Source organism: [Borrelia] turdi (assembly GCF_030439285.2).
Taxonomy (GTDB): Bacteria; Spirochaetota; Spirochaetia; order Borreliales; family Borreliaceae; genus Borreliella; species Borreliella turdi.
In genome coordinates this window covers 1-25,891 of the sequence record NZ_CP179623.1, presented here as the reverse complement: position 1 = coordinate 25,891, position 25,891 = coordinate 1, and the positions used below count along the sequence as shown (strand labels likewise).

Annotated in this window: 20 protein-coding genes and 7 pseudogenes; 14 read left to right on the top strand and 13 right to left on the bottom strand. The window is 24.7% G+C overall.

The annotated features are described in order from the left end of the window. Positions 1–790: 790 nt before the first annotated feature. Entirely contained in the window at positions 791–1,078 is a 288-nt protein-coding gene (locus QIA31_RS05640) for a hypothetical protein (RefSeq protein WP_418905413.1), read from the top strand. A gap of 58 nt (positions 1,079–1,136) precedes the next feature. On the opposite strand, the gene QIA31_RS05635 is transcribed toward QIA31_RS05640, so the two are convergent. From QIA31_RS05635 to QIA31_RS05625, 3 genes are read right to left on the bottom strand one after another with little or no spacing between them, the layout of a single operon-like run. Then, positions 1,137–1,259 (bottom strand): hypothetical protein, encoded by a 123-nt coding sequence (locus QIA31_RS05635; protein ID WP_418905412.1) that lies wholly within the window; start codon positions 1,257–1,259, stop codon positions 1,137–1,139. Further along, positions 1,249–1,554 (bottom strand): hypothetical protein, encoded by a 306-nt coding sequence (locus QIA31_RS05630; RefSeq protein ID WP_418905411.1) that lies wholly within the window; start codon positions 1,552–1,554, stop codon positions 1,249–1,251. Before QIA31_RS05630 ends, QIA31_RS05635 begins: the two co-directional genes overlap by 11 nt. Positions 1,555–1,574: 20 nt before the next feature. Further along, the gene (locus QIA31_RS05625) at positions 1,575–1,778 is read right to left on the bottom strand and encodes a hypothetical protein (RefSeq protein ID WP_418905410.1); all 204 of its coding nucleotides are present in this window, start codon (positions 1,776–1,778) and stop codon (positions 1,575–1,577) included. A gap of 1,455 nt (positions 1,779–3,233) precedes the next feature. Between QIA31_RS05625 and QIA31_RS05620 the strand changes: the two genes are divergently transcribed. Both QIA31_RS05620 and QIA31_RS05615 read left to right on the top strand, forming a co-directional pair. After that, on the top strand, positions 3,234–4,031 hold the full coding sequence (locus QIA31_RS05620) for a virulence associated lipoprotein (RefSeq protein WP_418905409.1): 798 nt from the start codon (positions 3,234–3,236) through the stop codon (positions 4,029–4,031). 889 nt (positions 4,032–4,920) lie between these two features. Then, positions 4,921–5,076, top strand: coding sequence for an Erp family outer-surface lipoprotein (locus QIA31_RS05615; RefSeq protein WP_418905416.1), 156 nt, complete (start codon positions 4,921–4,923; stop codon positions 5,074–5,076). 812 nt (positions 5,077–5,888) lie between these two features. Here QIA31_RS05615 and QIA31_RS05610 read toward each other — a convergent pair. After that, positions 5,889–6,620, bottom strand: a pseudogene (locus QIA31_RS05610) (virulence associated lipoprotein). Positions 6,621–7,579: 959 nt separating this feature from the next. On the opposite strand from QIA31_RS05610, the pseudogene QIA31_RS05605 reads away from it, so the two are divergent. Then, positions 7,580–7,663: pseudogene (locus QIA31_RS05605) on the top strand (P52 family lipoprotein); the annotation flags it as partial. 368 nt (positions 7,664–8,031) lie between these two features. Here QIA31_RS05605 and QIA31_RS05600 read toward each other — a convergent pair. The 5 genes and pseudogenes from QIA31_RS05600 to QIA31_RS05580 all read right to left on the bottom strand — a co-directional run. After that, positions 8,032–8,608 (bottom strand): annotated as a pseudogene (locus tag QIA31_RS05600) (PilZ domain-containing protein); the annotation flags it as partial. Between the two features lie 738 nt (positions 8,609–9,346). Continuing rightward, entirely contained in the window at positions 9,347–9,955 is a 609-nt protein-coding gene (locus tag QIA31_RS05595) for a chromosome replication/partitioning protein (protein WP_418905408.1), read from the bottom strand. Positions 9,956–10,022: 67 nt separating this feature from the next. Next, on the bottom strand, positions 10,023–10,781 hold the full coding sequence (locus tag QIA31_RS05590) for a ParA family protein (protein ID WP_418905407.1): 759 nt from the start codon (positions 10,779–10,781) through the stop codon (positions 10,023–10,025). Further along, complete coding sequence (locus tag QIA31_RS05585) at positions 10,754–11,320, bottom strand: DUF226 domain-containing protein (protein WP_418905406.1); 567 nt, start codon at positions 11,318–11,320, stop codon at positions 10,754–10,756. The genes QIA31_RS05590 and QIA31_RS05585 overlap by 28 nt, the downstream gene beginning before the upstream one ends. After that, complete coding sequence (locus QIA31_RS05580) at positions 11,317–12,237, bottom strand: plasmid maintenance protein (protein WP_418905405.1); 921 nt, start codon at positions 12,235–12,237, stop codon at positions 11,317–11,319. The genes QIA31_RS05585 and QIA31_RS05580 overlap by 4 nt, the downstream gene beginning before the upstream one ends. A 578-nt stretch (positions 12,238–12,815) precedes the next feature. Between QIA31_RS05580 and QIA31_RS05575 the strand changes: the two are divergent. Then, positions 12,816–13,132: pseudogene (locus QIA31_RS05575) on the top strand (DUF226 domain-containing protein). A gap of 695 nt (positions 13,133–13,827) precedes the next feature. Beyond that, complete coding sequence (locus QIA31_RS05570) at positions 13,828–14,016, top strand: plasmid partition family protein (RefSeq protein WP_418905404.1); 189 nt, start codon at positions 13,828–13,830, stop codon at positions 14,014–14,016. Between the two features lie 1,513 nt (positions 14,017–15,529). Here the strand turns inward: QIA31_RS05570 and QIA31_RS05565 are convergent. Together QIA31_RS05565 and QIA31_RS05560 are read right to left on the bottom strand one after the other, a co-directional pair. After that, positions 15,530–15,733 carry a hypothetical protein gene (locus QIA31_RS05565; RefSeq protein WP_418905403.1) on the bottom strand — a complete coding sequence of 68 codons (204 nt, stop codon included), beginning with the start codon at positions 15,731–15,733 and terminating at the stop codon, positions 15,530–15,532. A 532-nt stretch (positions 15,734–16,265) separates the two neighbouring features. After that, on the bottom strand, positions 16,266–16,325 hold the full coding sequence (locus tag QIA31_RS05560; RefSeq protein WP_418905415.1) for a hypothetical protein: 60 nt from the start codon (positions 16,323–16,325) through the stop codon (positions 16,266–16,268). Positions 16,326–16,975: 650 nt separating this feature from the next. Between QIA31_RS05560 and QIA31_RS05555 the strand changes: the two are divergent. The 4 genes and pseudogenes from QIA31_RS05555 (at position 16,976) to QIA31_RS05540 (ending at position 22,828) form a co-directional block, all read left to right on the top strand. Beyond that, positions 16,976–17,640 (top strand): annotated as a pseudogene (locus QIA31_RS05555) (VUT family protein). A gap of 703 nt (positions 17,641–18,343) precedes the next feature. Then, positions 18,344–19,039: an SIMPL domain-containing protein gene (locus tag QIA31_RS05550; protein ID WP_418905402.1), complete on the top strand. Its 696-nt coding sequence runs from the start codon at positions 18,344–18,346 to the stop codon at positions 19,037–19,039. 2,334 nt (positions 19,040–21,373) lie between these two features. After that, complete coding sequence (locus QIA31_RS05545) at positions 21,374–22,468, top strand: hypothetical protein (RefSeq protein WP_418905401.1); 1,095 nt, start codon at positions 21,374–21,376, stop codon at positions 22,466–22,468. A 267-nt stretch (positions 22,469–22,735) separates the two neighbouring features. After that, positions 22,736–22,828, top strand: coding sequence for a hypothetical protein (locus QIA31_RS05540; protein ID WP_418905414.1), 93 nt, complete (start codon positions 22,736–22,738; stop codon positions 22,826–22,828). Between the two features lie 38 nt (positions 22,829–22,866). On the opposite strand, the pseudogene QIA31_RS05535 reads toward QIA31_RS05540, so the two are convergent. Beyond that, a pseudogene (locus QIA31_RS05535) lies at positions 22,867–23,443 on the bottom strand (right-handed parallel beta-helix repeat-containing protein); the annotation flags it as partial. A gap of 75 nt (positions 23,444–23,518) precedes the next feature. Here QIA31_RS05535 and QIA31_RS05530 point away from each other — a divergent pair. From QIA31_RS05530 to bdr, 4 genes are all read left to right on the top strand, one after another. Next, on the top strand, positions 23,519–23,653 hold the full coding sequence (locus QIA31_RS05530) for a hypothetical protein (RefSeq protein ID WP_418905400.1): 135 nt from the start codon (positions 23,519–23,521) through the stop codon (positions 23,651–23,653). 129 nt (positions 23,654–23,782) lie between these two features. Then, positions 23,783–23,998, top strand: coding sequence for a P52 family lipoprotein (locus QIA31_RS05525; protein WP_418905399.1), 216 nt, complete (start codon positions 23,783–23,785; stop codon positions 23,996–23,998). Positions 23,999–24,084: 86 nt separating this feature from the next. Next, the gene (locus QIA31_RS05520) at positions 24,085–24,606 is read left to right on the top strand and encodes a DUF226 domain-containing protein (protein ID WP_418905398.1); all 522 of its coding nucleotides are present in this window, start codon (positions 24,085–24,087) and stop codon (positions 24,604–24,606) included. Positions 24,607–24,664: 58 nt separating this feature from the next. Continuing rightward, on the top strand, positions 24,665–25,246 hold the full coding sequence (gene bdr, locus QIA31_RS05515; RefSeq protein ID WP_418905397.1) for a Bdr family repetitive protein: 582 nt from the start codon (positions 24,665–24,667) through the stop codon (positions 25,244–25,246). A 448-nt stretch (positions 25,247–25,694) separates the two neighbouring features. Here bdr and QIA31_RS05510 read toward each other — a convergent pair. Continuing rightward, positions 25,695–25,891 (bottom strand): annotated as a pseudogene (locus tag QIA31_RS05510) (hypothetical protein); the annotation flags it as partial.

Here is a 25,891-nt window from a genome sequence, read left to right as displayed (position 1 = left end):
TATTTATTATTATTAGTATATTGACTACCTAAATTAAAACTACCTTTTAGCGGTTTATTTATGTCTAGTTGTGTTTTTATAAAAAACTACTGACAAAAAGCTAAAAATAATAAAAGTGCCCCTGAAATGATTGCTGGTGCCCTAGCCGATAGGTAAATTTTTGAATTTAAAATTACTGTATTAATAAATTTATTTGAATCAAGCTTTTAATTCTAATGTTTATTGAATATCTCAGTTCTTGATCATATACCAAGTTGCCAATAATTTATCTATGGTTGTTTTCAGAATTTTAATAGATCTCATATTTTTCAATACATACGCTCAAAGAGATTGTAATATTGAAATTATTTGTAAATCAAGATGAAAAAGATCTATTTATGATATATATATATATATAATAAATAACGTTTTTTTTATTAATTTGTAGAACTTTTATAAGTTATAAATTAAAAACAATTATCCGGGATGGCAAAATCTTTCCATTGCTTCTTTAACTAGCTATCCTGGATTAACTTATTTTTTTTCTAAAAAAATAGAAAAATAAAGGTACTATTTAAATTTTTATCCTAAAATTAGAAAATGTAAGTTTAATAATAAGTTGATCATGTCTTATGGTCAGCAAACCGAATATGCCTCCCTTTATCAGGGCAATTATTCTCTATACCCTTTTTTTATATACTTTCTATATAATAAGTATTGTTTTATAAAGAAATTTTTCATGTAAGAAAGCTAAATGTATGATTAATGCTATATATTTATAATCTATATAATAAGATGGAGCTTGAACAATATGAACAAAGTTCTAATATTCAATAACGATACAATGATAACCTTTATTATTGGTGCTTTGGGTACAACTATGCTAATATACTTAATTACAATATTCATTGTATACACTATAATAAAGCCCAATATTATAGAGAAATTTAAATTTCTAACAATCAATCTACAAAAAACAACAAAAAAATTGGAAGAAATTGAAAAAAGGATAGAAAAATTAGAATCCAAATCACAAAAAGCAGAACTAGATAAAACTGTAAAAAAATCTATAAACTTATATAAGCTCAAAAACCCCTAAATCTAATGTAGATGAAATCATTGGCAAGTTACTCAAAATAACAAACATCCCCTTATAACTATTTTAAAATATTTGGTTTTTTAAATTTGAGTTCTATATTATCAATATTTTCCTCATCTAAATTAAGTTCTAAATTTTCTTTTATAAGTTCTCTTAGTATTCTAGTTTTACTAGCAAGCAATACTAGTTAAAACTTTAATGTTTTTAATTTTTTCAGCAACAGCTAAAAAGAAATTATCCAAAATACCAACAACTTTATTTAGCTTTATTGTATCAATTTCAATTTTTTCCTTTTCCAAATCTTTTAAATCCATTAAAGATTCTCTTAAAGTAACAACACCACCTTTTATCAAAATAAATTCAATATACTTTGTAAGTAAAATATTTTTTGATAATTTTTTATACCTTTTAATTTGAGGGCTTTCAAGAATTTTATATAGATCTTGACCGGGATCCTCAACCTTAATATACCCCACTATAATTCCGGTTTTTTCGATTAAGTAGTCAGGGGGGGGGCGGGGGGCCTAAGCGTTTCTTTACTTTCTTTTGGTTTGCATTGAATAATGCTGCCATCATCGGGTTTAATTCTATCAAACAAATTTTTTAAATAAACTCTATGACTATGTTCTGGTTTCTTTTCCCTCAAATTTTCCTTTAATTGAACAACATATTCTTTAAGTACATCTAACAATAATAACATCATATTTTCCCTAAGATTTAATGATAAATTAATACTATTTTTGATTTCTTTTTATTTTAAAAATCTATTAATAAAAATATTCAATTCCGAATTGAATATAGCAAAGTCTAAAAATTTCAATTTTTGTATAAATCAAATAAATAATTTTTTGAATTTTTTTAAAAAAATAGCAACAAGACTAAAATACAAAAATTTTACCAAAAACTCTTATTAATTTTTCGTTATAATTCAAAGATGAATAAAACTTTCTTCGTATATAGTAAGTCCTAACTTCATCTGACAATTTTGAAAGCCCTTCTTCACAAGAATACTTAAAATCTGGAGGATATAAATCCCTTATACATAAATACAGCCAACAAACTCCCCTTTACCCCTTTAAATTTATTATTCTGCAGCCTATCAAACAACTTAATCAATTCTTTAGACATTCATAACCTAAATCTAAAAAGAATTTACTAACGTGCTTCTCATTATAGCCACGCAATAGCGCATATCACAACTACCACCATGTTTTAAAACTTATGTAGGGCCTTTTCTGCATCACTTAGCAAACGATGTTTATCCACATATATTCTAAATTAGAAAATATGCCTTCAACAATAAACTCATCAAAATCCATTTCGTAACTTCTCAAATTCTTGAAAAAATTTTTAACATATTAATCCTGCTTAGCATATAAATAACAACCCAATAAAACTAATATTATCATACAAGCTCCAACCAAAGCTCTCATATATACCCTTACCTATACTACTACCAAAATAACCCGTAAAATAATAAGTCTATCTAAATACTATGCTTTTACTAAGCTTAAAAAGCTCTGATAAGATAGATTTCTCTAGAACGAATAAACATAATGTGCAAACTTATACCAACTTTATCTTTTCTCAAGAATTGTTAAATACCAAATCATTATATTGATTTATAGAAATTAAATATTTAAATAAAATCTTTATAAAATAAATTTATAAATACATGCATAAAAATTAAATGATAATGATAATAATAATTCTAATAAAATTAAATTTTATTGTATTAAAAATACCTACAAAAGAATTATAAGTCTTAATATTTGGTTCTGTCTAAGTTCATTCAAATTGGAATGTTTTGCGCTCAAGTTAACACCTTTAGTCGATTTTTTCAACCTTGTTGTTATTATTAATTTTTACTTATATTGCTTATTTTTGTTTTTCAAACACAATATTGATTTGTTCCTTTTTATCATTTGTTAAGACCTTAAAATTAATAAAAAAATTTAATCAAAATTATATCAAAATATATTTTTAAAAAATCTTAAAATATTATAAAGCTTCTGGCAATGGAAACATAATTGTTATTATTCCAATAATCTATATTTAATACAATATAATACAATATTATATTTAATATTGTATTATATTTAATATTGAATTATATTTAATATTAAATTGTAGATTTTAATTGAGGAGCATATTTATGAAATATAATATAATTGCAAGCATATTTGTTTTTCTGTTTTTAAATGCTTGCAACCCAGATTTTAACACCAATCAAAAAGACATAAAACATAAATCAAAAGAACTGAAATCCAATAAAAAGAAATTAAAACCCAAAACAGCAGCAATCTTAAATCAAGAAAAAAAACCAAATCAAGAAGAAGGCCCTAATGAAAGAACAAAAAACACACTGCTTTATGATTTAATAAATTTAATAGAAACAGCTAACTTGGATAGAGAAAAATATGTAAAAAAAATGGAAGAAGAACCTTCGGATCAATATGGAATGTTGGTTTTCAAACAATTGGGTTGGGGATCATCACCTGGTGAAATGGTATCCGATAATAGCGAGAGATCTATTAGATATAGAAGAAGAGTTTATGATATCTTAAGTACTATTGATACTAATAAATTAAAGGCGTTTTCAAAAATGATAATATTATCAGGACAAATACAAGGCCTACTTAACATCCTTAATTTATTTGGAGGTACTTTAGACGACGTAATTATTCGACTATCTTCCAAAAAAGATACTCTATACACACTAGCCACTTCGAGTTTAGAGAAGCTTAAAAATTCGTTTGAAAAATTATTATCTATAAAAAAAATCGTCTCAAAAATGTTACACCAACTTTTATTAGATTATCAAAATAATAAAAGTCTTATAAAAACAAATAGAATTAACCTTGAATCTCATGCAAACACACTTGTCAATCAAATTGTAGAAAAAAACAAAGAAGCAGAAAAGCTAAAAAATAATATATTTTCAATACATTAAACCTTTAAACTATTTAAAATTGTAATAATGTAAAAGCCTATCTTTTATTAAAGATAGGCTAGATTACAGGCCTTAAAGAAATGAATTAAAAATTTTATTTTTCTGTTTTGCATTGCTTTTAAATATATACAAAAGCCATTCATTAATTCTTGGAATGTGTATTGATATCTTGTTTAGTTTTTTTATTTTTTTGCAATTTTTTTAGTATTTAAAACTAAGTTAACAGTTTTTTAAAATTGATTATTGTCAATATTTTTTAACATTTTTTACTTCTATAAATGAGTAATAAGAACAGCTTTTGTCAACTTTTTGAAAAACCTGATTTGTAAAAAATCTAAAACATAGCTTGATTTTTAATTTTGAATTATAAGCTAGTTATTGACATTTTTAAAGAAAATATACGTTATTAGCAATAATAGTATATTATTTGACTATTTGATACTTTATAAAAATTTTAACAATTATAAATTTGATAAAATATAAACACATTGTCTCAAATAATTTAATTATTTATTACTTATTTCGAAAGGGGTGTTTTAGTTGCATATTTTAGCATGGAAAGTGAAGTGAATACTAATGTAGCATGCAAATTTAATTATAAAAGCAGGAACTCTATGCCTAGTAAGCAAATTGGTGTTAACCAAGAACAAAGAAAAGATAGGTTTCTATTGCTATAGAATTTTTTAAAGAAAAGTAGCTTTTTATAAAAAATTGGGCAAATGAACTTCTAATAAAAGACAATATAAATTCAATTGTTAAAGAAAAAAGAAATAGGCGTTAGCAATAATAAGGCTGATTTATTCAGGCATTTTATGGAGAACTCTGGTCTCTTAAGCGCTTAGATTACTGGACTGCCTCCTTCTTGATAGCTATATAATAAGTTACTAGCATTAACTATTATGGCTATCAAGAAGGAGACAATCCTATAAGCAAAAAAATAGTAACAAAAATAGAAACTATTAATAATTCTCAATACATTACATTTTTAGGAAAAAGCAATTCATACGCAATCCCATTAGATGAGCTTAAAAAGAATTTAAAATAAAAGCTAAACTAAAATTTATAAAATATACTGAAGTCTCTCAAGAGGCTATTTCTTTAACAATTGAATTTATATTGTCTTTTATTAGAAGTTCATTTGCCCAATTTTTTATAAAAAGCTACTTTTCTTTAAAAAATTCTATAGCAATAGAAACCTATCTTTTCTTTGTTCTTGGTTAACACCAATTTGCTTACTAGGCATAGAGTTCCTGCTTTTATAATTAAATTTGCATGCTACATTAGTATTCACTTCACTTTCCATGCTAAAATATGCAACTAAAACACCCCTTTCGAAATAAGTAATAAATAATTAAATTATTTGAGACAATGTGTTTATATTTTATCAAATTTATAATTGTTAAAATTTTTATAAAGTATCAAATAGTCAAATAATATACTATTATTGCTAATAACGTATATTTTCTTTAAAAATGTCAATAACTAGCTTATAATTCAAAATTAAAAATCAAGCTATGTTTTAGATTTTTTACAAATCAGGTTTTTCAAAAAGTTGACAAAAGCTGTTCTTATTACTCATTTATAGAAGTAAAAAATGTTAAAAAATATTGACAATAATCAATTTTAAAAAACTGTTAACTTAGTTTTAAATACTAAAAAAATTGCAAAAAAATAAAAAAACTAAACAAGATATCAATACACATTCCAAGAATTAATGAATGGCTTTTGTATATATTTAAAAGCAATGCAAAACAGAAAAATAAAATTTTTAATTCATTTCTTTAAGGCCTGTAATCTAGCCTATCTTTAATAAAAGATAGGCTTTTACATTATTACAATTTTAAATAGTTTAAAGGTTTAATGTATTGAAAATATATTATTTTTTAGCTTTTCTGCTTCTTTGTTTTTTTCTACAATTTGATTGACAAGTGTGTTTGCATGAGATTCAAGGTTAATTCTATCTGTTTTTATAAGACTTTTATTATTTTGATAATCTAATAAAAGTTGGTGTAACATTTTTGAGACGATTGTTTTATAGATAATAATTTTTCAAACGAATTTTTAAGCTTCTCTAAACTAGAAATGGCTAGTAAGCCTAGAGTATCTTTTTGGGAATATGGGCGAATAATTACGTCGTCTAAAGTACCTCCAAATAAATTAAGGATGCTAAGCAGCCCTAATGTTTGTGCTGATAATATTATCATTTTTGAAAACGCCTTTAATTTATTAGTATCAATAGTACTTAAGATATCATAAACTCTTCTTCTAAGTCTAATAGATCTCTTGCTATTACCGCTTACATATTCAGTTGGGGATCAATTAACTTCTCCGAAAACCAACATTCCATATTGATCCGAAGGTTCTTCTTCCATTTTTTTTTACATATTTTTCTCTATCCAAGTTAGCTGTTTCTATTAAATTTATTAAATCATAAAGCAGTGTATTTTTTGTTCTTTCATTAGGGCCTTCTTCTTGATTTGGATTTATTTCTGATTTAGACTTTACGTCTTCTTGATTGGTGTTTAAATTTGGATTACAAGCATTCAAAAATAGAAAAACAAAGATGCTTGCAATTATATTATATTTCATAAATATGCTCCTCAATTAAAATCTATAATCTAATACTTAATATAATGTTATCTATACTACATATAGTATAGATTTTAATACAATATAAATACAATATTATATTGTATTTATATTGTATTAAATATAGATTATTGGAATAATAACAATTATGTTTTCATTGCCAAAAGTTTCATAATATTTTGAGCTTTTTAAAACAAAAATAAATAAATAAGTAAAAATTAATAATGGAAGATATAACAACAGGATTAAAAAATCGACTAAAGGTGTTAATTTGAGCGCAAAACATTCCAATTTGAACTAACTTTTACAGAAGCAAATATTCGGGCTTAGAATCCTTTTGTACGTATTTTTAATACAATAAATTTTAATTTTATTAAAATCATTATTATTATTTAATTTTTATGCATAATAATTATAAATTAATTTTATAAGAATATTATTTAAATATTTAATTTCCATAAATCAATATAACGATTTGATGTTTAACAATTCTCGAAAAAAGATAAAGTCAATATAAATTTGCGCATTATGTTTATTTGATCTAGAGAAATTTATCTTAGTAGCGCTTTTTAAGTTTAGTAAAAATAGTATTTAGATAAACTTGTATATTTGCAGATTTTTTAGTAACAAGATAGGCAGGGATATACATATATATATGAGGGCTTGGATGGGCTGTATGGTAACATTGGCGTCATGGGATTGCTATTTGTATGTTAATCTAGATTCAGATATTAAAATTTTTAAGAATTTGTAAAGTTGCGATATGGGTTCTGATGAGATTATTACTGAAGGCATATTTTCTGATTTAAAATATATGTGGCTGAAAATCGTTTGCTGAGTAATGTAAAAAAGGCTCTCCATAGTTTAAAACATAGTGATAGTTGTGACACACTCTATTTTGTGACTATAATGAGAAGCATTTTAGTAAATTCTTTTTAGATTTAGGTTCTGGTAGATTTAAAGAATTGGTTAAATTATTTGATAGGGTAAAAAATACTCAGAATAATAAATTTAAAAGGGAAGTTTATTGGCTGTATTTATGAATAAGAGTTTTATATCCTCCAGATATTAAATATTCTTGTGAAGAAGGATATGAGTATAATGTTGTTATATTCATATCCACTATTGATTAACAATATTTTAAAGTGAAGAAAGAAATAGAAAGAATACTTTGAGATGATTGCCATCTATTAATTGTAAAATAATTTTTATTTCGCTGAAGAATCAATTGACAAATAAACAAAGATTATGATTTCTAAAACTAACAACATTTTGTGTATGTTTTGCTTTTATTATATTGCGCTAACTTTGTATTTCACTATTAATAAATATGTGAATAAAAAATGAAAAGCATAACTATAGTAGAAATTATTTTGGGACTATAAATATGTGAGAAGGGGTGTTTTAACACTAACTCAAAAGCCTTTCCATTAAGCATCGGAAATAACGCTTAAACTTTTTGATTTGCCTTTAATAAAAAATCTCTTTATCCATAAATTCAAAACTAAAAATCAAACCAATTGTATCTTTCTTACATCCCCATAATCAAAATAAGCAATCACTAAAGCACCTCCACAAGATAAGTCTTTTATTTGGAGCATTTATGCTTTGATCCATTAAACTTAATAAAAAGTTTATCAAAATCAATTTTTAACCTTCTAATAGAATTTTTATCAAAAAAAATCCTTTCATAAATTATCTGATTTTTTACAAATTTTAATTCGAGAAGTTTTTTTTACTTTAATAACAATCTCTTCTATACAGAAGATAAAAATTCCAATATTAATAAATTGTATTCCTTGCCTTGATAAGAATAAGCAAACACACTTAATAGCTCTACAAACAATGAAGGGAAAAAGCTGAGCTATTTTTAGAATCTAAATTTTTCTTAAGCCTAAAATTTAAAAACTATTTATTCCTGTGCTCATTTTAATCTCTTTGCCCTTATACTTAGCTCTATAAACTCTTGTTTTTCTAGATAAAGGCATAAACATCCTCTTTATCTTTTTTTTTAGAAGATAAAAATTAAAAATACTAAATAATGCTCAAAACAGGTTTAAGCTATTCTACACCAGTAGAACTTAAACCTGTTTAAAAAGCCATTAATTATGCTATAAAAACAAGCTTTTTACTTAATAAGAAAACGCTAAATATGATGTTATCAAGATATTTATTATTAGTAACAATCCCCAAAAGCCCTTCTTTTAACTTTTTAAAATATGATTAGTTATGCAGTTTTGTTGTTTTCCAAATTCTATTGAAATTTTTTTAATATTTCCTTAATAGCTTTACGTAAAAATGTCACAGTACTAGTTGCAAACCTTAGCACTGTAACTGTATCTTTGGTAGCAAAACCTTTTTCTTGGGCAAATTCTTTTTTCGGCACTTCATGTAAGCTGCGCTCAATAAAGCTAACTGCTTAATGTGGTACATAATAAACCCCTTTTATTTTTATTAAAAATGGATTTATCTTTATAAAAATAAAGATAAAAATCTTTTGAAAATTATTTAGCATTAAAAAATGAAAATTTTTGAAAAAGAGGGTCAGTGTTGAGCGAACTATTCCTTATAAATCAAAATTATAAATAATAATAGTTCACGATCTGGTATATATACACAAAAAAAGCCCTTTTACTGGGCAGGTCTATCATGACACTTACAGGAAAGATAATATTTTCTAACCTAAGTTAAGGTTATCACATTATAACAATTTAAATCAAGATAAATTATTTATTTTTTTCTTTTTTTATTTTTTCATATTTAGATATAAATTCTAATAAAATGTTTTTTTTATTTTCAAAAAGCTCTTCTAGTATAAAAGAAACTCTTTTTGTATCTTCTTTACAAAAATTATATAGATCTTTATTTTTTATTAAAATTCTGATAGGTATATTTTCATTATTATTTTTATTTACATATTTTTGACTCATGTCATATAAATCATTTTTTTGTAAATATTGATAAACACTGGTAAATCCTATTTCTTTAATCTTATCTATAGAAACATCGCCTTTTAAAACTTTTTCATAAACTTTTAAATACATATAAGCTTGAGTTTTTGCTATTAAAAAAGATTTAATAAACTGTTCAAAACTTTTAAAACCATCATATTTATAAAGTTTTTTCTCTTTAATTTCATATAAAATTTTCATTCTTTGAATTTTATTATTAATATCATCTTGCAAATTTAATTTTAATTGTTCTTTTAATTCGTTGTAGATTGTTAGATTTTTATCTTGATTATTGTTTAAGCTTGACAAACTGCTTATTAATTCTTTATTTAAAGAATTTTTAGTTTTAATCCTACTGTTTAATAAGGGTTCTTTTTTGTTCATTTTCCTTTCTCTTCTAATTTTAATTTCGTTCGGGTACCCGAACGAAATTTGGTATATAATACAATTATTATATACTAAGCATATTTTTTAATGCAATTTCTGCTTCCTTATAATATTTTCCTCTTGGAGAAGGCTCTACAAGATCATTCATAAAAATTTTTATATTATTGGAATAATGAATTTTACCCTTAATGTATTCTCCATATTCCTTGTATAATACTTTCTCGAAGTCTTTCATAGTATTTCTATTTCTAATAAATTGATTTTCAACAATAGAAATATTGTAATTACTGCTTTTAAAGCTTTGAATTCTCGACGTAATTTTATCTATTAATATTTCTAAACTTTCTATTGCCAATCTTTCAACTTGAACTGGAATTATTATATAATTTGTAATGTTAAGAGCATTCTTTAAAAGAAAATCAAAACTGGGAGAAGTGTCTATTAAAATATAATCAAAATTATGGTTTGAAATGTTTTTATTTATATGATGTGTTAAAAGAGAGCCTTTATAGTTTATATTTTCAAAATTTAATTTATCCAAAACAGGATGTGCTGGAATGAAGTAGATATTGTCGTTAATTTTATTTATACATCTAGAAAAATAAATTTCTCCTTTTAAAAGGTTATAAATATTATTTTTTTCAATATTATTAATATATTTTTTAAAATATGAACTTAGAGAATTTTGTGAGTCAAGGTCAATTAATAATGTTTTTTTATTTAAATCTTTAAGTATATAAGAAAAAAGTATTGATAACGTACTTTTACCAACACCTCCCTTAAGACTTACCATTGTTATAATATTTGGTTTTTTTGTATCCATCTATCTATAATCCTGTTTTCTGATAGTTTTTTGTTGTAAAAATCGTATACTATTTTTTCCATTTTTTTTAAATGTTCTAGATTAAATCTATAATATTCAGTATTTTCTTTTTCTTTTTTCCTTAGCAATGTTCTTAAAGATTGAACATAGCACTTAATAGAGCCTTTTTTAAATTTAAATTCTATATAATAAAATTTTTTTATTGCATAAATCTTATTATTTTCTTTTTTTAAGAAAAACGGTTTTTCAAGATTATCCCAACCATATTTTATTCCCAAAAATTTATCATTTTCGTTTAATGAGAAAAGATTGAAAAAACTAAATTTTCCAATATCATTGTGTTTTTGAAAAGTTAATCTTAATCCTTTATTAACAACTCTAAAATCAATTAGGTGTTCAAATATTTTTGTATAGTAAATTTTTCTATCATTTATTTCTTCTACTCTGTTGAAAGTGTTTTTTTGTTTATTGTTTTTATTGCTTTCTATATTTTCTACATATTTTTTTCTTTCTTTTAATTTTTCTGTTATATTGTTCAAATTTTTTTCCTTACGTAATTTACTAAATAATCAATTGTAGAGTTGTTTTGATTTAGTTTCCATTTAGAGGTATGAGTATCCTTAAATTCTCCTACAAGCTTGTAGAAGTCTGTTTCATATGTTGCTTTGATTTGCATAAAGTGGATTTTGTTTTTGTATTTTAATAGTTTTTTAATAAAAAAGTTGTCTATGTCTTTTATTTCATAATCGTTTTTTAGGTGATTTCTGAAGTCTTTATTGTTTAGAATAGTATTTTCAAATGATTTTTGTGGGTTTTTAGTATATTTTAGGATATCCTTTATTTTTTTTATTTTTTCTTTATCCAGATTTTTTTCCAGTTCTTTAGTTTTTTTGAAATAAGATTTCTTAGAATTCTTATTTATATTTTTATATTTATATATTTTTTTATATATAGTGACATTTTTAGTGACATTTTTAGTGACATTTTTAGGTTTTAAAGAGTCTTTTTCTATTTTTATCTTGGTAATTAACTCTATTTTGACACTAGAAAAATAAGAATCGATTAAGCCATGTGCATTACTCTTTACCTTATATATACAAAGCTTACCCTTAAATTGATTTATATTATTTTGGAAAGCTAATATTTTCCTTTCTATAATATGGTTGCGAATTAAAAGCCTTAGATCTTCTCTTAGAGTTCGAAGTGTAGTATCTTTATACTCTAATTTTCTTAAGAATGAATTTAGTATATTTAATATATCTGTCTGATGAAAAATGTTAAGTTCTTTTGTTTTTTCATTCATAAAATAAACTTTGTGAATACTTATTCCGTACACGTCTTCAAACTTATTATTTAAATAATTTATTATACTAACTATTTTTTTTAGACGTTCGTTTTTCGGAAGTAATTTTTTGACTTTAGGTTGGTATTTATGGTTAGATAAATTTAAATTCATTTTATTATCTCCTTAAGTGTTTATGTTTTATATTATATTCATAAAATTTAATAATATTCAACCCCCTTGTTAACTACTATTTAAAATCAAAGATTATAAAAATAATATTTCACGCCTTAAAATTTTTATAGAAAATTAACAAAAAAATAAGAATTATAACCGCAAATGCCAAACAACCAGAAAAACTCTTAAAACGCATTTCTAAACTACAAAAATTTTAAAAATTATTTAAAATACGATTATCAAACGGAAGACAGCAAAGAATTTTACTCAAAAAATTTTAAAAAATATAAAAACAAAAGTCATTTTATGAGACAAGATTTTCTGTACTAAACATACTTTTTTAAACTTGTAGGAGAGTTTAAAAACACTTTATACTTCTTAAGTGAAAGCTAAATCAAAACAAAACATTAATTGATTATCTAGCTATTTACAAAAGGAAGAACGCTTGAACAATTTTTTAGAAAAATTTAAAAATCGTAAAAATAATATAAAAAAAAGAATTCTTTTTAATAGAAGAGAGGAAAAAGATAATAAAAAAATATATCACGCTGTAATCTTTAAGAAGTTCATTAACTCTGGGGATCACTAAAAAGAGATTTAGAATAACTTTTCAAAAATTTAATGATTGGGGGAGATGGAATTTTTTCAATTTATTTCCACTAAGAGAAGTTGATAAATTTTTGGGCATAAAATACGGTTGGGATAACCTTGAAAAACTTTTTTTATTATAGGCAGCAACAATAAAAGATATGCAGCCAATAAATCATATTATGTAGGGGATAGATTTAAAGAAGGATCTATGAAGTTTTATGTGCGGTCTTTATGGACATTCTTAATAAAAGAGAAAAGACACAGAATATTATCGGGTTACATTAAAACATACAAAAAATAGAAAGAATGTTGTATGAATTTTAAAATAAAAAAAATAAAAGAATAAGGAATAATGAATAAATGGATACAAAAAATTAAATGTTGTAACAATTTCAAGCTCTAAGGGGGGGGGGGATAGTCAAAACTACATTGTCAATATTTTTTTCTTGTATGCTAAAAAGATTTGAATAAAAAGGTACGTATTGATTGACCTAGATCCACATAACTTTTTAGGCTCTCATTTTAGTAAAAATATTTTAATCTTGAGAAAGATACTGTTTACAGTATCTTTAAAAAAGATCTTTATTTTGATCAATGTATAAATAAAATTAATGATTATATTTCTATAATCCCATCTCATCCTGTTTTAGAAAATTTTAATTTGGAAGTTTTAAATTATAAAGATGTTATTTTAGAGCATCATTTAAATAAAAATATTTCAAATTATAATTTTGATTATATTTTACTTGATACTCCTGCCTAATTTGGGCTTTATTTTAAAAAATTCTTTAAATGTTGCATTATATCATAATTTCATTCCAAGTAGAAAGATTTTCTGTAGAAAGCTTAAGTATTTTATAGTACCTATTAATTGATATTAGATAATATTAGATATTTTTGAAATAAAAGCTATTCTATTTCTATTATAGAAAATCATTTTATAAAAAATAGAAACACATTTAAGGATGTAGAAGATTTACTTTATAAGGCGTATGTTTGTTATATAAAAAAAATTTATCAGGCATAAAAGAAGATAATTTGAGTGAAAGAGATAGTAAAAACATCTTTATTAAGATTTTTATAAAAAATAAAGAAGTTTATAAATTTTGTAAAGAAGATGCCAAAAGAATATATTTTATTTTGAAAATACTTTTTTCACTAAAAAAGAAATCTTATCAGATTTGATAATTGAATATGAAAATTACAAAAGATAAAAAAATAAAAAATAAATTATTGATTTTAATTATATAAAATGCATTTATAAAGACTTTATAATAAAAAGCCGGTTCTTTTACTACTTTTTTACCAAATTTATATAAATCCACATTTTTAATTAGTACCCTAATAGTAACCCCAAAATTATCACTATAATTCCCCAGCTTATCATCTGTATCATTTAAATTATAAGTTGTAATTTGCCTTTTAATCTGTTTAAATACATTGGTAAACCCGATTTCTTTATCTTGTCAATAGTGATAACATCATCAAGAACTTTTAGGTTAACTGCTGCTTCTATAATCTTTGATTTAGAAATGGTAGTTAACATGATGTACTTAAAAAGATTGAAGAAAAGCTTAAAAAGAAATGAATTGGTAAATAAAGCTATAGAGGATTTAGAATCCTAAGCTTAAGAGCGTAGACTATTGGACAGGGTCTTATAAAAGACTATTTTAAGAAAAACAATAGATTAGATGATTTAAATAATTTTGAAATGTTTATGCTATTTAGGCAGCCTGTTTTTATGGCATTAGTCTATTAAAATTCTTTTGCTCGCTAAAAGAAGAAAAACAATTTGATTATATATTTGAGCCATAGTAATATATTTACATAGTAAAGCCCCCCCACAACAAGGAGACTGCTATATCGCTTGGGGGGGATTATAGCACGTACTACTTGTACTAGTTATAAAATTATCTATGTCACCTTGAAGGGCATATCCTTGACCATTTCTTTAAAAACGTTTTCTTTGTTTATTTGCGTCTTGTTAAGTACACTTACTAGGTTCAGTTTTTATGTGGTCAAGTACTGTTTTTATTTTGAATTTATCATATTATAAAAATTTATCAAATTATCCGGCTTGCTTTAAGGCTTCTTTTAATCAGGCAAGTTGTGTTTTTTGATTATCAGATAGTTTGTCTTTAAGAATTTTTTCAGGAGACTTGGCTTTTTCTTAGTTAGAATTACATTGTCCCCTACTTTTTGCTTGCTTGGGCCTGTTGGATTTATTATTTTCCTTAAAGGTGTTATTATCATTAGCATTGCATCTGTTTAGTATGAACAAAAACAAGCAAAATAATATATTGATGATTTTAATTCTTATTCCTTTTTCTCATTTCTACTACAATATGTTGAGTAACAATAAAGGTTATTCTTGTAATTATAAATTCCATTTTTAAAAATATTGCTAGTTTATAGGGATCAAAATAGGGCATTTAGCATAATTATATATTTAAGAACTAAGGAAAAAATATTCTCTTCTTTTATAAGAAAAGTATAGAACCCAAATAATAACAGGCTATTATCATAAAATTCTTTAGCTTTAGGTCTTAGTTGCTTATAAATAGTAAAATATACTATCATACGTATAAAATCTTGTTAATTTTTTTCCTTTTTCCTTCAGTGAGACTTAGCATTTTATATGAGGTGTTTAAATATATTTTAGTTTTTTCCTAGCCAAGATCATTAAATAATTTGGCAATCAGATCTTCATTGTATTCAATTTTAATAAAAATATTATTTTTTTAAAAAAGTCATTTTTCCCAAAGTTTAGATCTTTATCTGTTTTTAAAGTATTTTTAATAAATTTAAACCCAGGGTATTCTTTTGGGGTTAAATTATTTAAAAAGTTAACATAAAGATTAATATTTGCAAAAATTAGAATATTAAATAGTAAATATTTCATTAGTGTCTTTAAATAAGCAATTTATCGTTAACTGATTAATACTTCTATTTATTTGATAAATAATTATTATTGAATTCCTGTTTTTAAGGGCACCATTTTAAAAATTATAAATTATCATAAATTATGTATCGAGGATTTTTTATAATTTATATTTGAAAAGCCCAGTAATTAGAAATAAACAATAGTTGTTATTGTAGATATAATGGGATTACTACCGATGGGAATAGAATTTTTATTCTGTTTTTCGCTTTTAGTTGTTCTGCAATAAATTATCTCGTAATTTGTATTTCTTTTTTGTATCTTGTGCCAAACCAGACATCTCTTTTTTAAAGATATTGTGTCAAAGCAGACAGATTCTTTTCTAGATAATCAATCCTAGTATCTAAACTGTCTATTTTGGCATGTAAATTCTTTTTAACACTGGCAGTCGTCTTAAAATTAAGTACACTTTTTAAGTACACTTTTAACACCATCCCCTATAAATATTAGAAATAAGATTATAAAACTTTATAACAAATTGTTTTTCTAAATTTTATAAATCTTTATAGGCAAGTTCATTTTGGCAATGTTTTTTAGATAAATCATTTGCTATTGTTTTATCCCTTCCTAATTTTATAAGCTCGTTATATGTTTGTTCTTAACCCGCATTTGTAATATTTTTATCATCTTTGATTAGGCATAAAGAGTCCTTTAAAATATTTTTTTGGTTAGTCTAATAATCATTTATCTATTTTTTGGCCTTTCTTCAATAAATTTGACAAAATATTCTCAAACTATCTCTTTATATGTGATTACAAGCTCTGTGTTTTTTATGTAATGCGCTATGCTTTCCTATCCAATTTTGTCTTTTCTAAATTTTTTTAGTTTAGTTTGGATTAAATCCACTTCATTAATCATTTTTATATCACATTGTGTGGTATTGTGTAAGCAATATTTTTGCTCTCTTTTTTTCGAGAAGTTTGGCAATTGTTCTGTAAATATCAATTAAATTAAATTAGTGTTTAATTATGGAGCTTTTATGATAAAAATATAAATGCAACCATAAATCTAAAATTATTATTATAGTTAAAAATTTATCTTTGATTGGATTTTAAAGCTTTTACAATTAGATTATAGGTGTAGCATTCTTTTTCTTTTTTGTTTAAAATTATCAAAACATCAATTCAATATTGTATATAAGCATTAATCTGATATAATTTATCATGGTTAATGACTTAATTTGATTTGAGTTTGTGGACAGGAATGGTGATTTTTATGTACATAAGCTTAAGAATTCCCTATCAATTTTTTGGAAAAATTAGGTTTTTTTCTTTAATGTAGTACTTTCAGTAATATCAAATATTGTTGTACTAAACAAATAAAAGCATTTGAAATACATTTAATAAATACATCAGGAATTATTTTTATCAATACTATTCTCTTTAAATTTAATAACATAAGAATATAACAAGAAAGAAGTAATAGATTTGAGAACATTGTTTTTTTACTAAAAATGATCTTTACTATCATGAGTCAATTTGTATTAATATTTAATCATAGCAAATCAGATTAATTGGCAATTCATTTAAAAATAATGTTTTATAATTTTGAGTACATAGCAACAATATTGATTGGAACATATTTGATTTTTTTATTTCAATATATTAATGTATTGTTATGTTATTAAATATATTGTCTTTATTTTAAGTAAAGACAATATATTTATGGATAGTTAATCCTCTATCAAGACTAATTTCTGAATTCTTAGTTGGGCTTGACAAGCTACATATCTTAAAAAAATCGGATTATTGAAATTTTACTCTGAAGTAATGGTAAAAGGACTTATAAATGGATCTCTAACTCTTATATTAATAAGAATTACAATCGACACAATTTTTTATCTATTTCCAAATTCTTGGGAAGAGTAAGAGAAGTTTAAGCATTGATAAGACGTTAAATAACTTTATACATTTTCAATGCTAAATATTCTTAATACTAGAACAAAAAACCAATACCAGTCAAGTTTGGTCAAGTTAAAGTTCTAATAACTTGGAAGATTGCTAGCTCTTGCAAACAATTGATTCTAATTTCATTAAAAAATTTTAAGTAGATTTTGACCAAGTTCTAATATTTTATGCATAAAAGATTTTTGATTTTTTTATAATAATTTTTAATATTCATAGTTTAATTTATATCTCTATCATATATGATCTTCTATTACTATATTTTTTTTCTAGACTAAAAATAAGGTTTCCAATAATATTTGATTAAATAGATAAAATGTTTTTTCTTATAAGCTTTAGGACACTGTTTTAAAGCATTTATTTGTTTTGCAAATAAATGCAAAATGTTTTGTTATCTACTAGGGAAATTTCTACTGATATTATCAAAAATATGTATTCAAAAATAATAAATTGACTTTCGAATTCATATCTCCCTAAATTTAATATAAATTATAGATAGGTGGAAAATTCTTTGTAATCTTTATTTAAAAGTTGAGAAAATAAATTTTTATATTTTAATCTATAAGATTTTGATCTACCAAAATGTCTTAGGATTTATTAATATCAAGTAATATGTTAGAATAAATTTAAATGCATCAATTTAAACATAATAGGAGAGAGATAATCTATGTTTAGGAGAAAAGAAATATATTTATTGTTATTTGCTTCACTTTTGTTTATATCATCAATTATAATTTCTCACGGAATAAAAAATATTGGTATTAAAAATGAAAATTATATTACAGTTAAGGGTCTTAGTGAAAGAGAAATTTTATCAACATCTTCTAGTTGGGAGTTAAGATATAGCTTGATTGGCAATACTATTAATGATGTTAATAAAGCAAATAATTTAAGCTTGTCTAGGATTAAAAATTTTTTTTTAAAACATGGATTTAGCGAAGATAATATAAAAATGGGATTTATGGAATTTAATGAAGAAAATTATAAACAATCTATTTATAAATATAGAGCATATGCATCTTTAAATGTTCATACAAAGAATATCGAGAAAATGGAAGCTGCAGAAAAAAATATTGCTGAGCTTTATAATCAAGGCATATTGATTAGTAATAGTGGGGGGCCAAGATATTACTTTGACAATATTAATGATATAAAACCCGAAATGTTAGCAGATTCAATTAGAAATGCAAAATTGGCAGCTTTAGAATTTGCAAAACATTCAAGTTCAAAATTAGGTAAAATTAAAAATGCAAATCAAGGATATTTTGAATTTCTTCCCATTGATAGAAGCTTGGGTGCCCAAGAGCATTATCCAAAAAAAATATTAAGGGTTGTTACAACCGTTTCTTATTATTTGGATTAATATTTAGTGAATTATTATTTCTAAATAAAATCATAGAAATAGCTCCTGAATTCTCTCCATAACAGCTTTTTAGATTCTATAAGCTGTATCATCCAATAATGAAGGATCCGTAATCGCAACTCTTTACTGTTGCTTCCCCACTTTATGATTTCCTTTATATGCTATTTAGGTGGAAAATACATTTTCACCTAAATTTATAAGTCTTTGCAGTTAAATTATAAATGGAGAATTCTTTTGATTTTGGTTAATTAGTTAAAATGTTTTGATTTCATTTAAAGTCATATCAAATTCATAGTTTCCATAATCAGAAAAATTAAGATTTAATGTTTTCTAATTACATTTTTTCAAAATGTTTTTTTCTTGCTTAAAACTATTTTTATAAAATTTAATCTCCATATTTCAAAGACTATCTAAATTTCCCAAAAAAGTTATTTTGTGTTACCAGTAATTTTAAGGTATTGTTTTTTGTTCGGCTTTTGAAGTTTCATTTCAGTTTCAGGATCTTTCTATATTAATATTACTTTCAGTTTGTTTGCGATTATTGAAAACAAAACAGATAAAAAGATTGGAACTGGCTAGAAAATAAAAGTATCCCATTATCAATTATATTAATCAAAACCACTTTGATCTAAGATTTTATGAAAAACTTTATTATTTAATATAGCAAAACAAATATAATTACTTCCTATAATTTGATTATATTAAAATGTCAAAACAATCAAAAATTTTAAAAAATTATTATCATATTGTAATAAAGATTTAGATAATAGTATAAAGAATTTAATAGAAATAATAAATTTTTAAATAACAAAGCTGTTAATTACTAAAATAGATTGATAGAAATCTATTTTAGTAAAAAATTTACCAACTATCCTTGTAATATAATTTATAATTCTTAATTTTTTTAACAATAAACATATTGTCTGCAGATATTAGATATGGCATGAAACAAGAATTTTTAGTTGTATAAAGGAAATTTTCTTTATATTTTAGTGTGTGGTTGGCCATTTTTGCCTTTACCCGCTTGAACTTTTTTCGAAAAATCTTAATGGTAATAAAATATTATCAAAGCCTGTAAGACTTGATATAAGTTCAAAATGCCGAAATATCACCCCTATATCATACCTCTTAAATAAAATTTTATCTTTTTTTATCTATTAAATTTAAAATTGTTGAATTAAAACATATTTCTCATGTGTCAAGCAAGCCTACTCCAGAAAGCAAATTCATCAAAATAGTCTACCATTACTGCAGATCCCTGAAATCCAAACTATACCCCCTTGCTCTTAAATAAAGTGAAATATTCTTATTTACATATACAATCTATTGCCCAATTTTATACCTATTATTAACAGTTTTTATCCAGATCAATATTTCCTCTCATAATAACTCCTTTACATCACCCCCCATATGCCATTATAACCATATATAACTTAAAACAAATTTATGAAAAACATCAAACTAAAATCACTCAAATATTATTAAATTCAACAAAACCCCAAATGATTCAACACTCCCCAAATGATATTTTTTTTATTTTAATCAATGCCAACTTTAAAAACAAAAGAAATTTTCTTAAATAATTTATAGCCCCAAAATCGGTAGAATTTTTCGATCTTTTAAGGTTTTTGGCAAAAATCTAGATATATGTCTGGAGGGCAAAGATAAAGGAGGGAATAGCAAGGATTTTTGTTTATGATCCCGTAGTGATAATTGGAGATAAAACAACTAGTAATTTGGACAGCGAAACAGCTATTTTTGCTTATACTTTAATAAAAAATATCTTAGAGATAAGGATGTGATTGGAATTTTTGTTTCTTATGATTACAATTAAAAAAATTTAGCTAATAAACTTTATAGAATAGAAGATGGAATTCTTTATTTGGCAGGAGATCAATATGTTTAAGTTGGAGTTTTTAATATTTTTATTTTTAGGGACTTGAGACGTACAATTAATAAATCTGATAATAGCAATTTTGAAAGATAAAAATATTTTAATTAGCATTTTATAGATAAAGGCTACAGCCTTAAGGCTGTAACAAACTGTGTTAGCATGGCTATGCCAAGATCAGAGCTTGCTTTATCAATTTCAGTTTTCATTTTATCAAGCATTGTCTTTTTTTTACAAATTTTCAGAAGTTTTTCTACTATTTATAAAGAAGAACCACTTTATCTTCAATATTTTTAGTTTTTCTATATTGCTATTCAAATTGTTTAAGGATATCCCTTTAAACATTAGTTAACACATTTTAATCAATATGATAAAGTAAAATCAAGATTTTATATTATATTTGTATATAATGTATTATATGTTTGAAGTTGAAGGAGAGTTATATGAGCAATAAAGTTTTCTATATTTCAGTAGTTTCAATTTTAATGATTAGTTGTGATTGGGGAATTATTAAAGATAGAAGTATAGAAATTGCTGAGTTATTAAAGAAAGGTGAAACCAAGACTAAAAATCAAGACAGAAGAGAATTATGTAGAGATAGTAGAGATAATTCTGTATCCAAAGGTAATATATCTACTGCTGATGTAAATGCTATTAGTTTAGGACGTTCAAGTATGGATTTAATAATTAATCACTCACAGCAGATCAGCGAACCTATAATCTCAGATGAGAAAGCTATGGTTCCTCAAGCAAAAGTAGATTTAATGAAGAACATTGATGTTGCTGCAATAAACCCAAAACTAGCTCAAAACGTAGAAGATTCCTTAAACAATGCTACTATTGGCGGTAGTGTGAAGTTTCTACCGATTGAAAACCCAAAAGGGCTTAGTAAAAAAACTTTGCCTAGCAAGTTAGAAAACTTAGAAAGCTTTTTAGAAACACAACATGAAAAGGAAGCTTTTAAGACGGCTAAAGCTACACAAAGTCTCATTAGTGATTCCAATATAGGCAAAGAAATTATTAAGCTTAAGAAAGAATATTACGAACTTTATAATTTGTTTGGAGATATGCAGCAAAAATTCCATAGTCAACGGAATTCATTTATAAAGGATACTAAATTTGAAGAAAGTAAACAAAAAAATGCAGTTATATTTAAATCCTTTTCATCTATACAGAGAGAAATTAGTAATTTAAATTATAAGTTGAGTGAAACACAAAGCAATTTTCAAATTGCAGATAATAGTTGGAATAATGCAAATGCTCTTTTAAAAGAATCTATAGAACAATTAATTCAGGCAATTGGAAAAAGGCATAACAATGAAAGTAGAAAGCAAGGTCAAATTGGTGGGCCCGCTAATAGATGGGATAAAAATCAAGCTGATAATTTTGCTAAGGATTCAAGGAATAAGGCAGAACATTCAGCGAATGATCTGGAAAATGCAGCCAACTATCTTCGATATAGTTACTCAAATGAAAAAGAGGCTAAAAAACTGTTAGCAGAAATTAAAAAAAGATTTTTCCAAATTGGTATTCTATAAGTAATGTTTGTTTATTTTAAGTTTTATTTACTATATAGTATGAAATGTAATTTACTTTTAAAAGATATAGGTGTTTTATGAGTAAAATCGGAGAATATATTTTAGTTGTAATAATGTCTTTATTTTTCTATTGTGTCTTGTCATATATTAGACAGAGGGCGGGGGGAAATGATTTGAATCGGGAGAAAGGTATTTAAAATCAAGCTGAAAAAAAGATGAAGGAAATATCAATAGATTGGATCAGAGAAATATTGTGATTAGCTTAAAATTTTTGCTAAAAAGATTAAGCATTATTCTATAAAACTAGACACTATTTATAACGAATTTACAGCTGTATATAATGCTATTATAACTTATTAGGGTATCAGTTGTGAAGGCCAAGATATTGGTAAAAGTAATATTGATGCAGTTTTACTACCTTGAGCAGTTACATCTATTAATGTTAGGTTGGAAGGAAACATCTTCTATATCAAAGCTTTGATTTGGAGAATCGAAAATAATATCTTCAAGCAGAATTTTTTTTGTTTTTTTGGAATGAAGTGCTTTGTTTAGAGAACAAATGAATGTGACATTTTTGATGTACACAAAGCTTGCATCTGTAACATAGAGTGATGATCTAGCATTTTCTTGGAGCGAATATGATGAGCAGAGCACTAAATCAATAGATCGAGTAAAGCTCTTGTCTTCCAGATAAGGAGAAAGTTCTTCTTGATTTAGATCTCCTCCATTAATGTAAAGCTCGCTCATTGGTTGTTGGCATATCCGAACGCCGGAGATTTTAAATGATTTTTCTGATGTAAAAATATGTTTAGAAAAACCCGCACTTCTTATGTAAACTTCGTCATCGCCTTCAATTTCTAAATTGTTTAGCTTTACTTGATCGTAAAAGTAGGAATCACCTTTTAGGAGTTTGATTTTGTTAAGTCCGGCTTGTTTTGCAAATTCAATTGCGCCATTCAAAGTGTCTTCGTCTTTAATGGAGAGACACATGGCTATAAAGTTCAAAAACAGGGCAATATTGGATATCAAGCTTGGCAGCGTATTCAAAAATTGGATTTAAATATAACATATTCTAATATTAATGGCACTAATAGTGATGAATTAGCAAATAAAGTTATGGATGATGCGATTCAAAAGATTGATGAAGAGCTTAAAAAACTGGATATTAATAAAAAAATAAAATAAAATAAAATAAAATAACAATTTATTTTAAAATAGTTTAAATATTAAAATGTTACTCATAGCATATGATTAAGTAAGAGGTTATTTTTAAATCAAAGTAGTATTTCAAAAAAAGGAGAGGAAATTTGTGTAATGAGTTACAAGTATTTTTTTGTTAGAAATAGTACACTTTCTGATTTGAAATTGAATGGGATTGAATATGGCGTTTTAAACGATATAAAAAGAGTTATTTATGAATGTAATGAGAATTGTTCTAATTTTGTCCCGTTATTTGAAAACTATAATGAAAAAGATTTTGACGAGTTCTTTATGAGTTTAGGCTCTAAGCGAGTGAAAAGGTTGATGTAACTCCCAAAAAACAGATATCTTTTGAGAATCATTCTTTTTTCAAAAAGGAGATTGTTGGCGATAAAACTATATACCATACAAGATTGATGAATATTTTGAAGGGTTTCAAGGCTCGCAAAGATAAGCTTTCGGTATATTTCATTAATTCTTTTAATAAAGAGAAAAGGTGGATTAATTTGTTCCCAGTGAAAGATGGAGATGCGTTTTTAGGGATGTTTTACGGATTCAAAAGGGTCAAATTTGATAAATTTTACAGTGACTATGTTTCTGTTTGTAAATTTTCTAAAAAAAAATTCAAGACTTTCAATAAAGCTTATTACATTGAGTTTAGGTTCAAAAAGGGTAGTGTGTTTTTCTATGTTCATACCATAGCTTATTTGATTGGGGGGCGCAATATTAGATTTACTAGAAAATTGTATAAGCGAATTTTGGATTTAGAAAAAGAAGTATTCAAGTTTTACTCTAAAGATTTGGATCCCCCAGGTATTATAACCAAGTGGATTTTGAGAATTAAGCAGAAAGAGGCGGAAAGACTAGATCAAATTGGTAATCTGATTAATTTCCCCCCTCCCCGTCGTCGCGTCCGAAGCGACTTTAGGAGATTTTGAAAATGTGCTGTTATTTGCCTTTGATTTGTGTTATACTACACTTAGTAGGTGAGTTATTATGGAATTAGTGTCAACAACAAACATTACTGAAGAACAAATATATAAAGAATTTTTGCGACTAGGGATGGAGCAATTAATAGCACAAGATTTATCAAAAAGGTATTATCATAATGAACTTACCTATAGAGATTTAGAGAATTTAGAAAAACAATTTGGCATAAAGTTTGAAAGTCTTGATTTTAAGATAGCTACTGTAGAAAAAAATTTAAATACCAAAATTGATACTGTAGAAAAAAATTTACAAAAAGATATAGCTAATTTAGACGCTAAAATTGATAATGTAGAAAAAAATTTAAATACCAAGATTGATACTGTAGAAAAAAATTTACAAAAAGATATAGCTAGTTTAGACGCTAAAATTGATAATGTAGAAAAAAATTTGAAACAAAATCTTGACGAAAAATTAAAAATTAATAATCAATTTTTACTGGAAAAAATAGAAATTAATAATCAGTTGTTGTCTAAAAATCTTGACTTAAGCAATAGATTAATAACTATTGTGTCCATAATATTAGTACCTATTGCTATAGCTATTGTAGGGCCTTTGGTTTTGTCGCTAATTACTGGTTTTTTCAAATAGTAATTACTAGTAATTTTTTACTACAATTAATTAAGAAAAAAAATTTTAGATATAATTCTGTTTTGTAATTTACTAGAATTTTTACTCATATTTAGTTCAAGCTAGTCATATTACTACCCATAATATTCCCTGATTTTGGCGTAACATGTTTGTACGGGGTAATTGAGTTTGTAATAGACCAAAAGATTCTTGTCTTTCTTTCTGGTGTAAAATCTAGTTATCAAGTTCATTTTTTCTAGTTTGATGGTATTAATTTCAATTTCTGTTATTGTATCTTTGTCTAGAAGCAATTTTTGAATTAGCTCGTTATATTATTCAAAAATTGTTTCCGGATAATAGTGGCTAGATTGTTTGTTCTTTAGATTTATTGCGTATATAAGTGTTTCTAATTTGATTCGGAGTTTGGGTAGTTGACTTAGTTGATTTTTCACAATTACACTAAAAATTTTCACTCAATCAAAAATATTTTAGAAAAAATTCGCTTTTGTAAATCGCTAGTATTTTTGGCAATTCCTAGTTTTTTTAGGTTTTCATTAATGTAAAATCTCAGATTATGCAAATTTTTACAAGGTTCCTTTTCAGAGAAAAAATTCGAAATTAAATTTGCAATAGCATATGTATTTTTGTGCTTACTTTTTCTAAAGA

What these genes read in the sequence shown, in the direction of transcription:
- QIA31_RS05640 (WP_418905413.1), top strand. Translation starts at nt 791, where the DNA reads ATGAACAAAGTTCTAATATTCAATAACGATACAATGATAACCTTTATT.
- QIA31_RS05625 (WP_418905410.1), bottom strand. Translation starts at nt 1,778, where the DNA reads ATGTTATTATTGTTAGATGTACTTAAAGAATATGTTGTTCAATTAAAG.
- QIA31_RS05620 (WP_418905409.1), top strand. Translation starts at nt 3,234, where the DNA reads ATGAAATATAATATAATTGCAAGCATATTTGTTTTTCTGTTTTTAAAT.
- QIA31_RS05595 (WP_418905408.1), bottom strand. Translation starts at nt 9,955, where the DNA reads ATGAACAAAAAAGAACCCTTATTAAACAGTAGGATTAAAACTAAAAAT.
- QIA31_RS05590 (WP_418905407.1), bottom strand. Translation starts at nt 10,781, where the DNA reads ATGGATACAAAAAAACCAAATATTATAACAATGGTAAGTCTTAAGGGA.
- QIA31_RS05580 (WP_418905405.1), bottom strand. Translation starts at nt 12,237, where the DNA reads ATGAATTTAAATTTATCTAACCATAAATACCAACCTAAAGTCAAAAAA.
- QIA31_RS05565 (WP_418905403.1), bottom strand. Translation starts at nt 15,733, where the DNA reads ATGAAATATTTACTATTTAATATTCTAATTTTTGCAAATATTAATCTT.
- QIA31_RS05550 (WP_418905402.1), top strand. Translation starts at nt 18,344, where the DNA reads ATGTTTAGGAGAAAAGAAATATATTTATTGTTATTTGCTTCACTTTTG.
- QIA31_RS05545 (WP_418905401.1), top strand. Translation starts at nt 21,374, where the DNA reads ATGAGCAATAAAGTTTTCTATATTTCAGTAGTTTCAATTTTAATGATT.
- QIA31_RS05525 (WP_418905399.1), top strand. Translation starts at nt 23,783, where the DNA reads ATGAGTTACAAGTATTTTTTTGTTAGAAATAGTACACTTTCTGATTTG.
- QIA31_RS05520 (WP_418905398.1), top strand. Translation starts at nt 24,085, where the DNA reads ATGAATATTTTGAAGGGTTTCAAGGCTCGCAAAGATAAGCTTTCGGTA.
- bdr (WP_418905397.1), top strand. Translation starts at nt 24,665, where the DNA reads ATGGAATTAGTGTCAACAACAAACATTACTGAAGAACAAATATATAAA.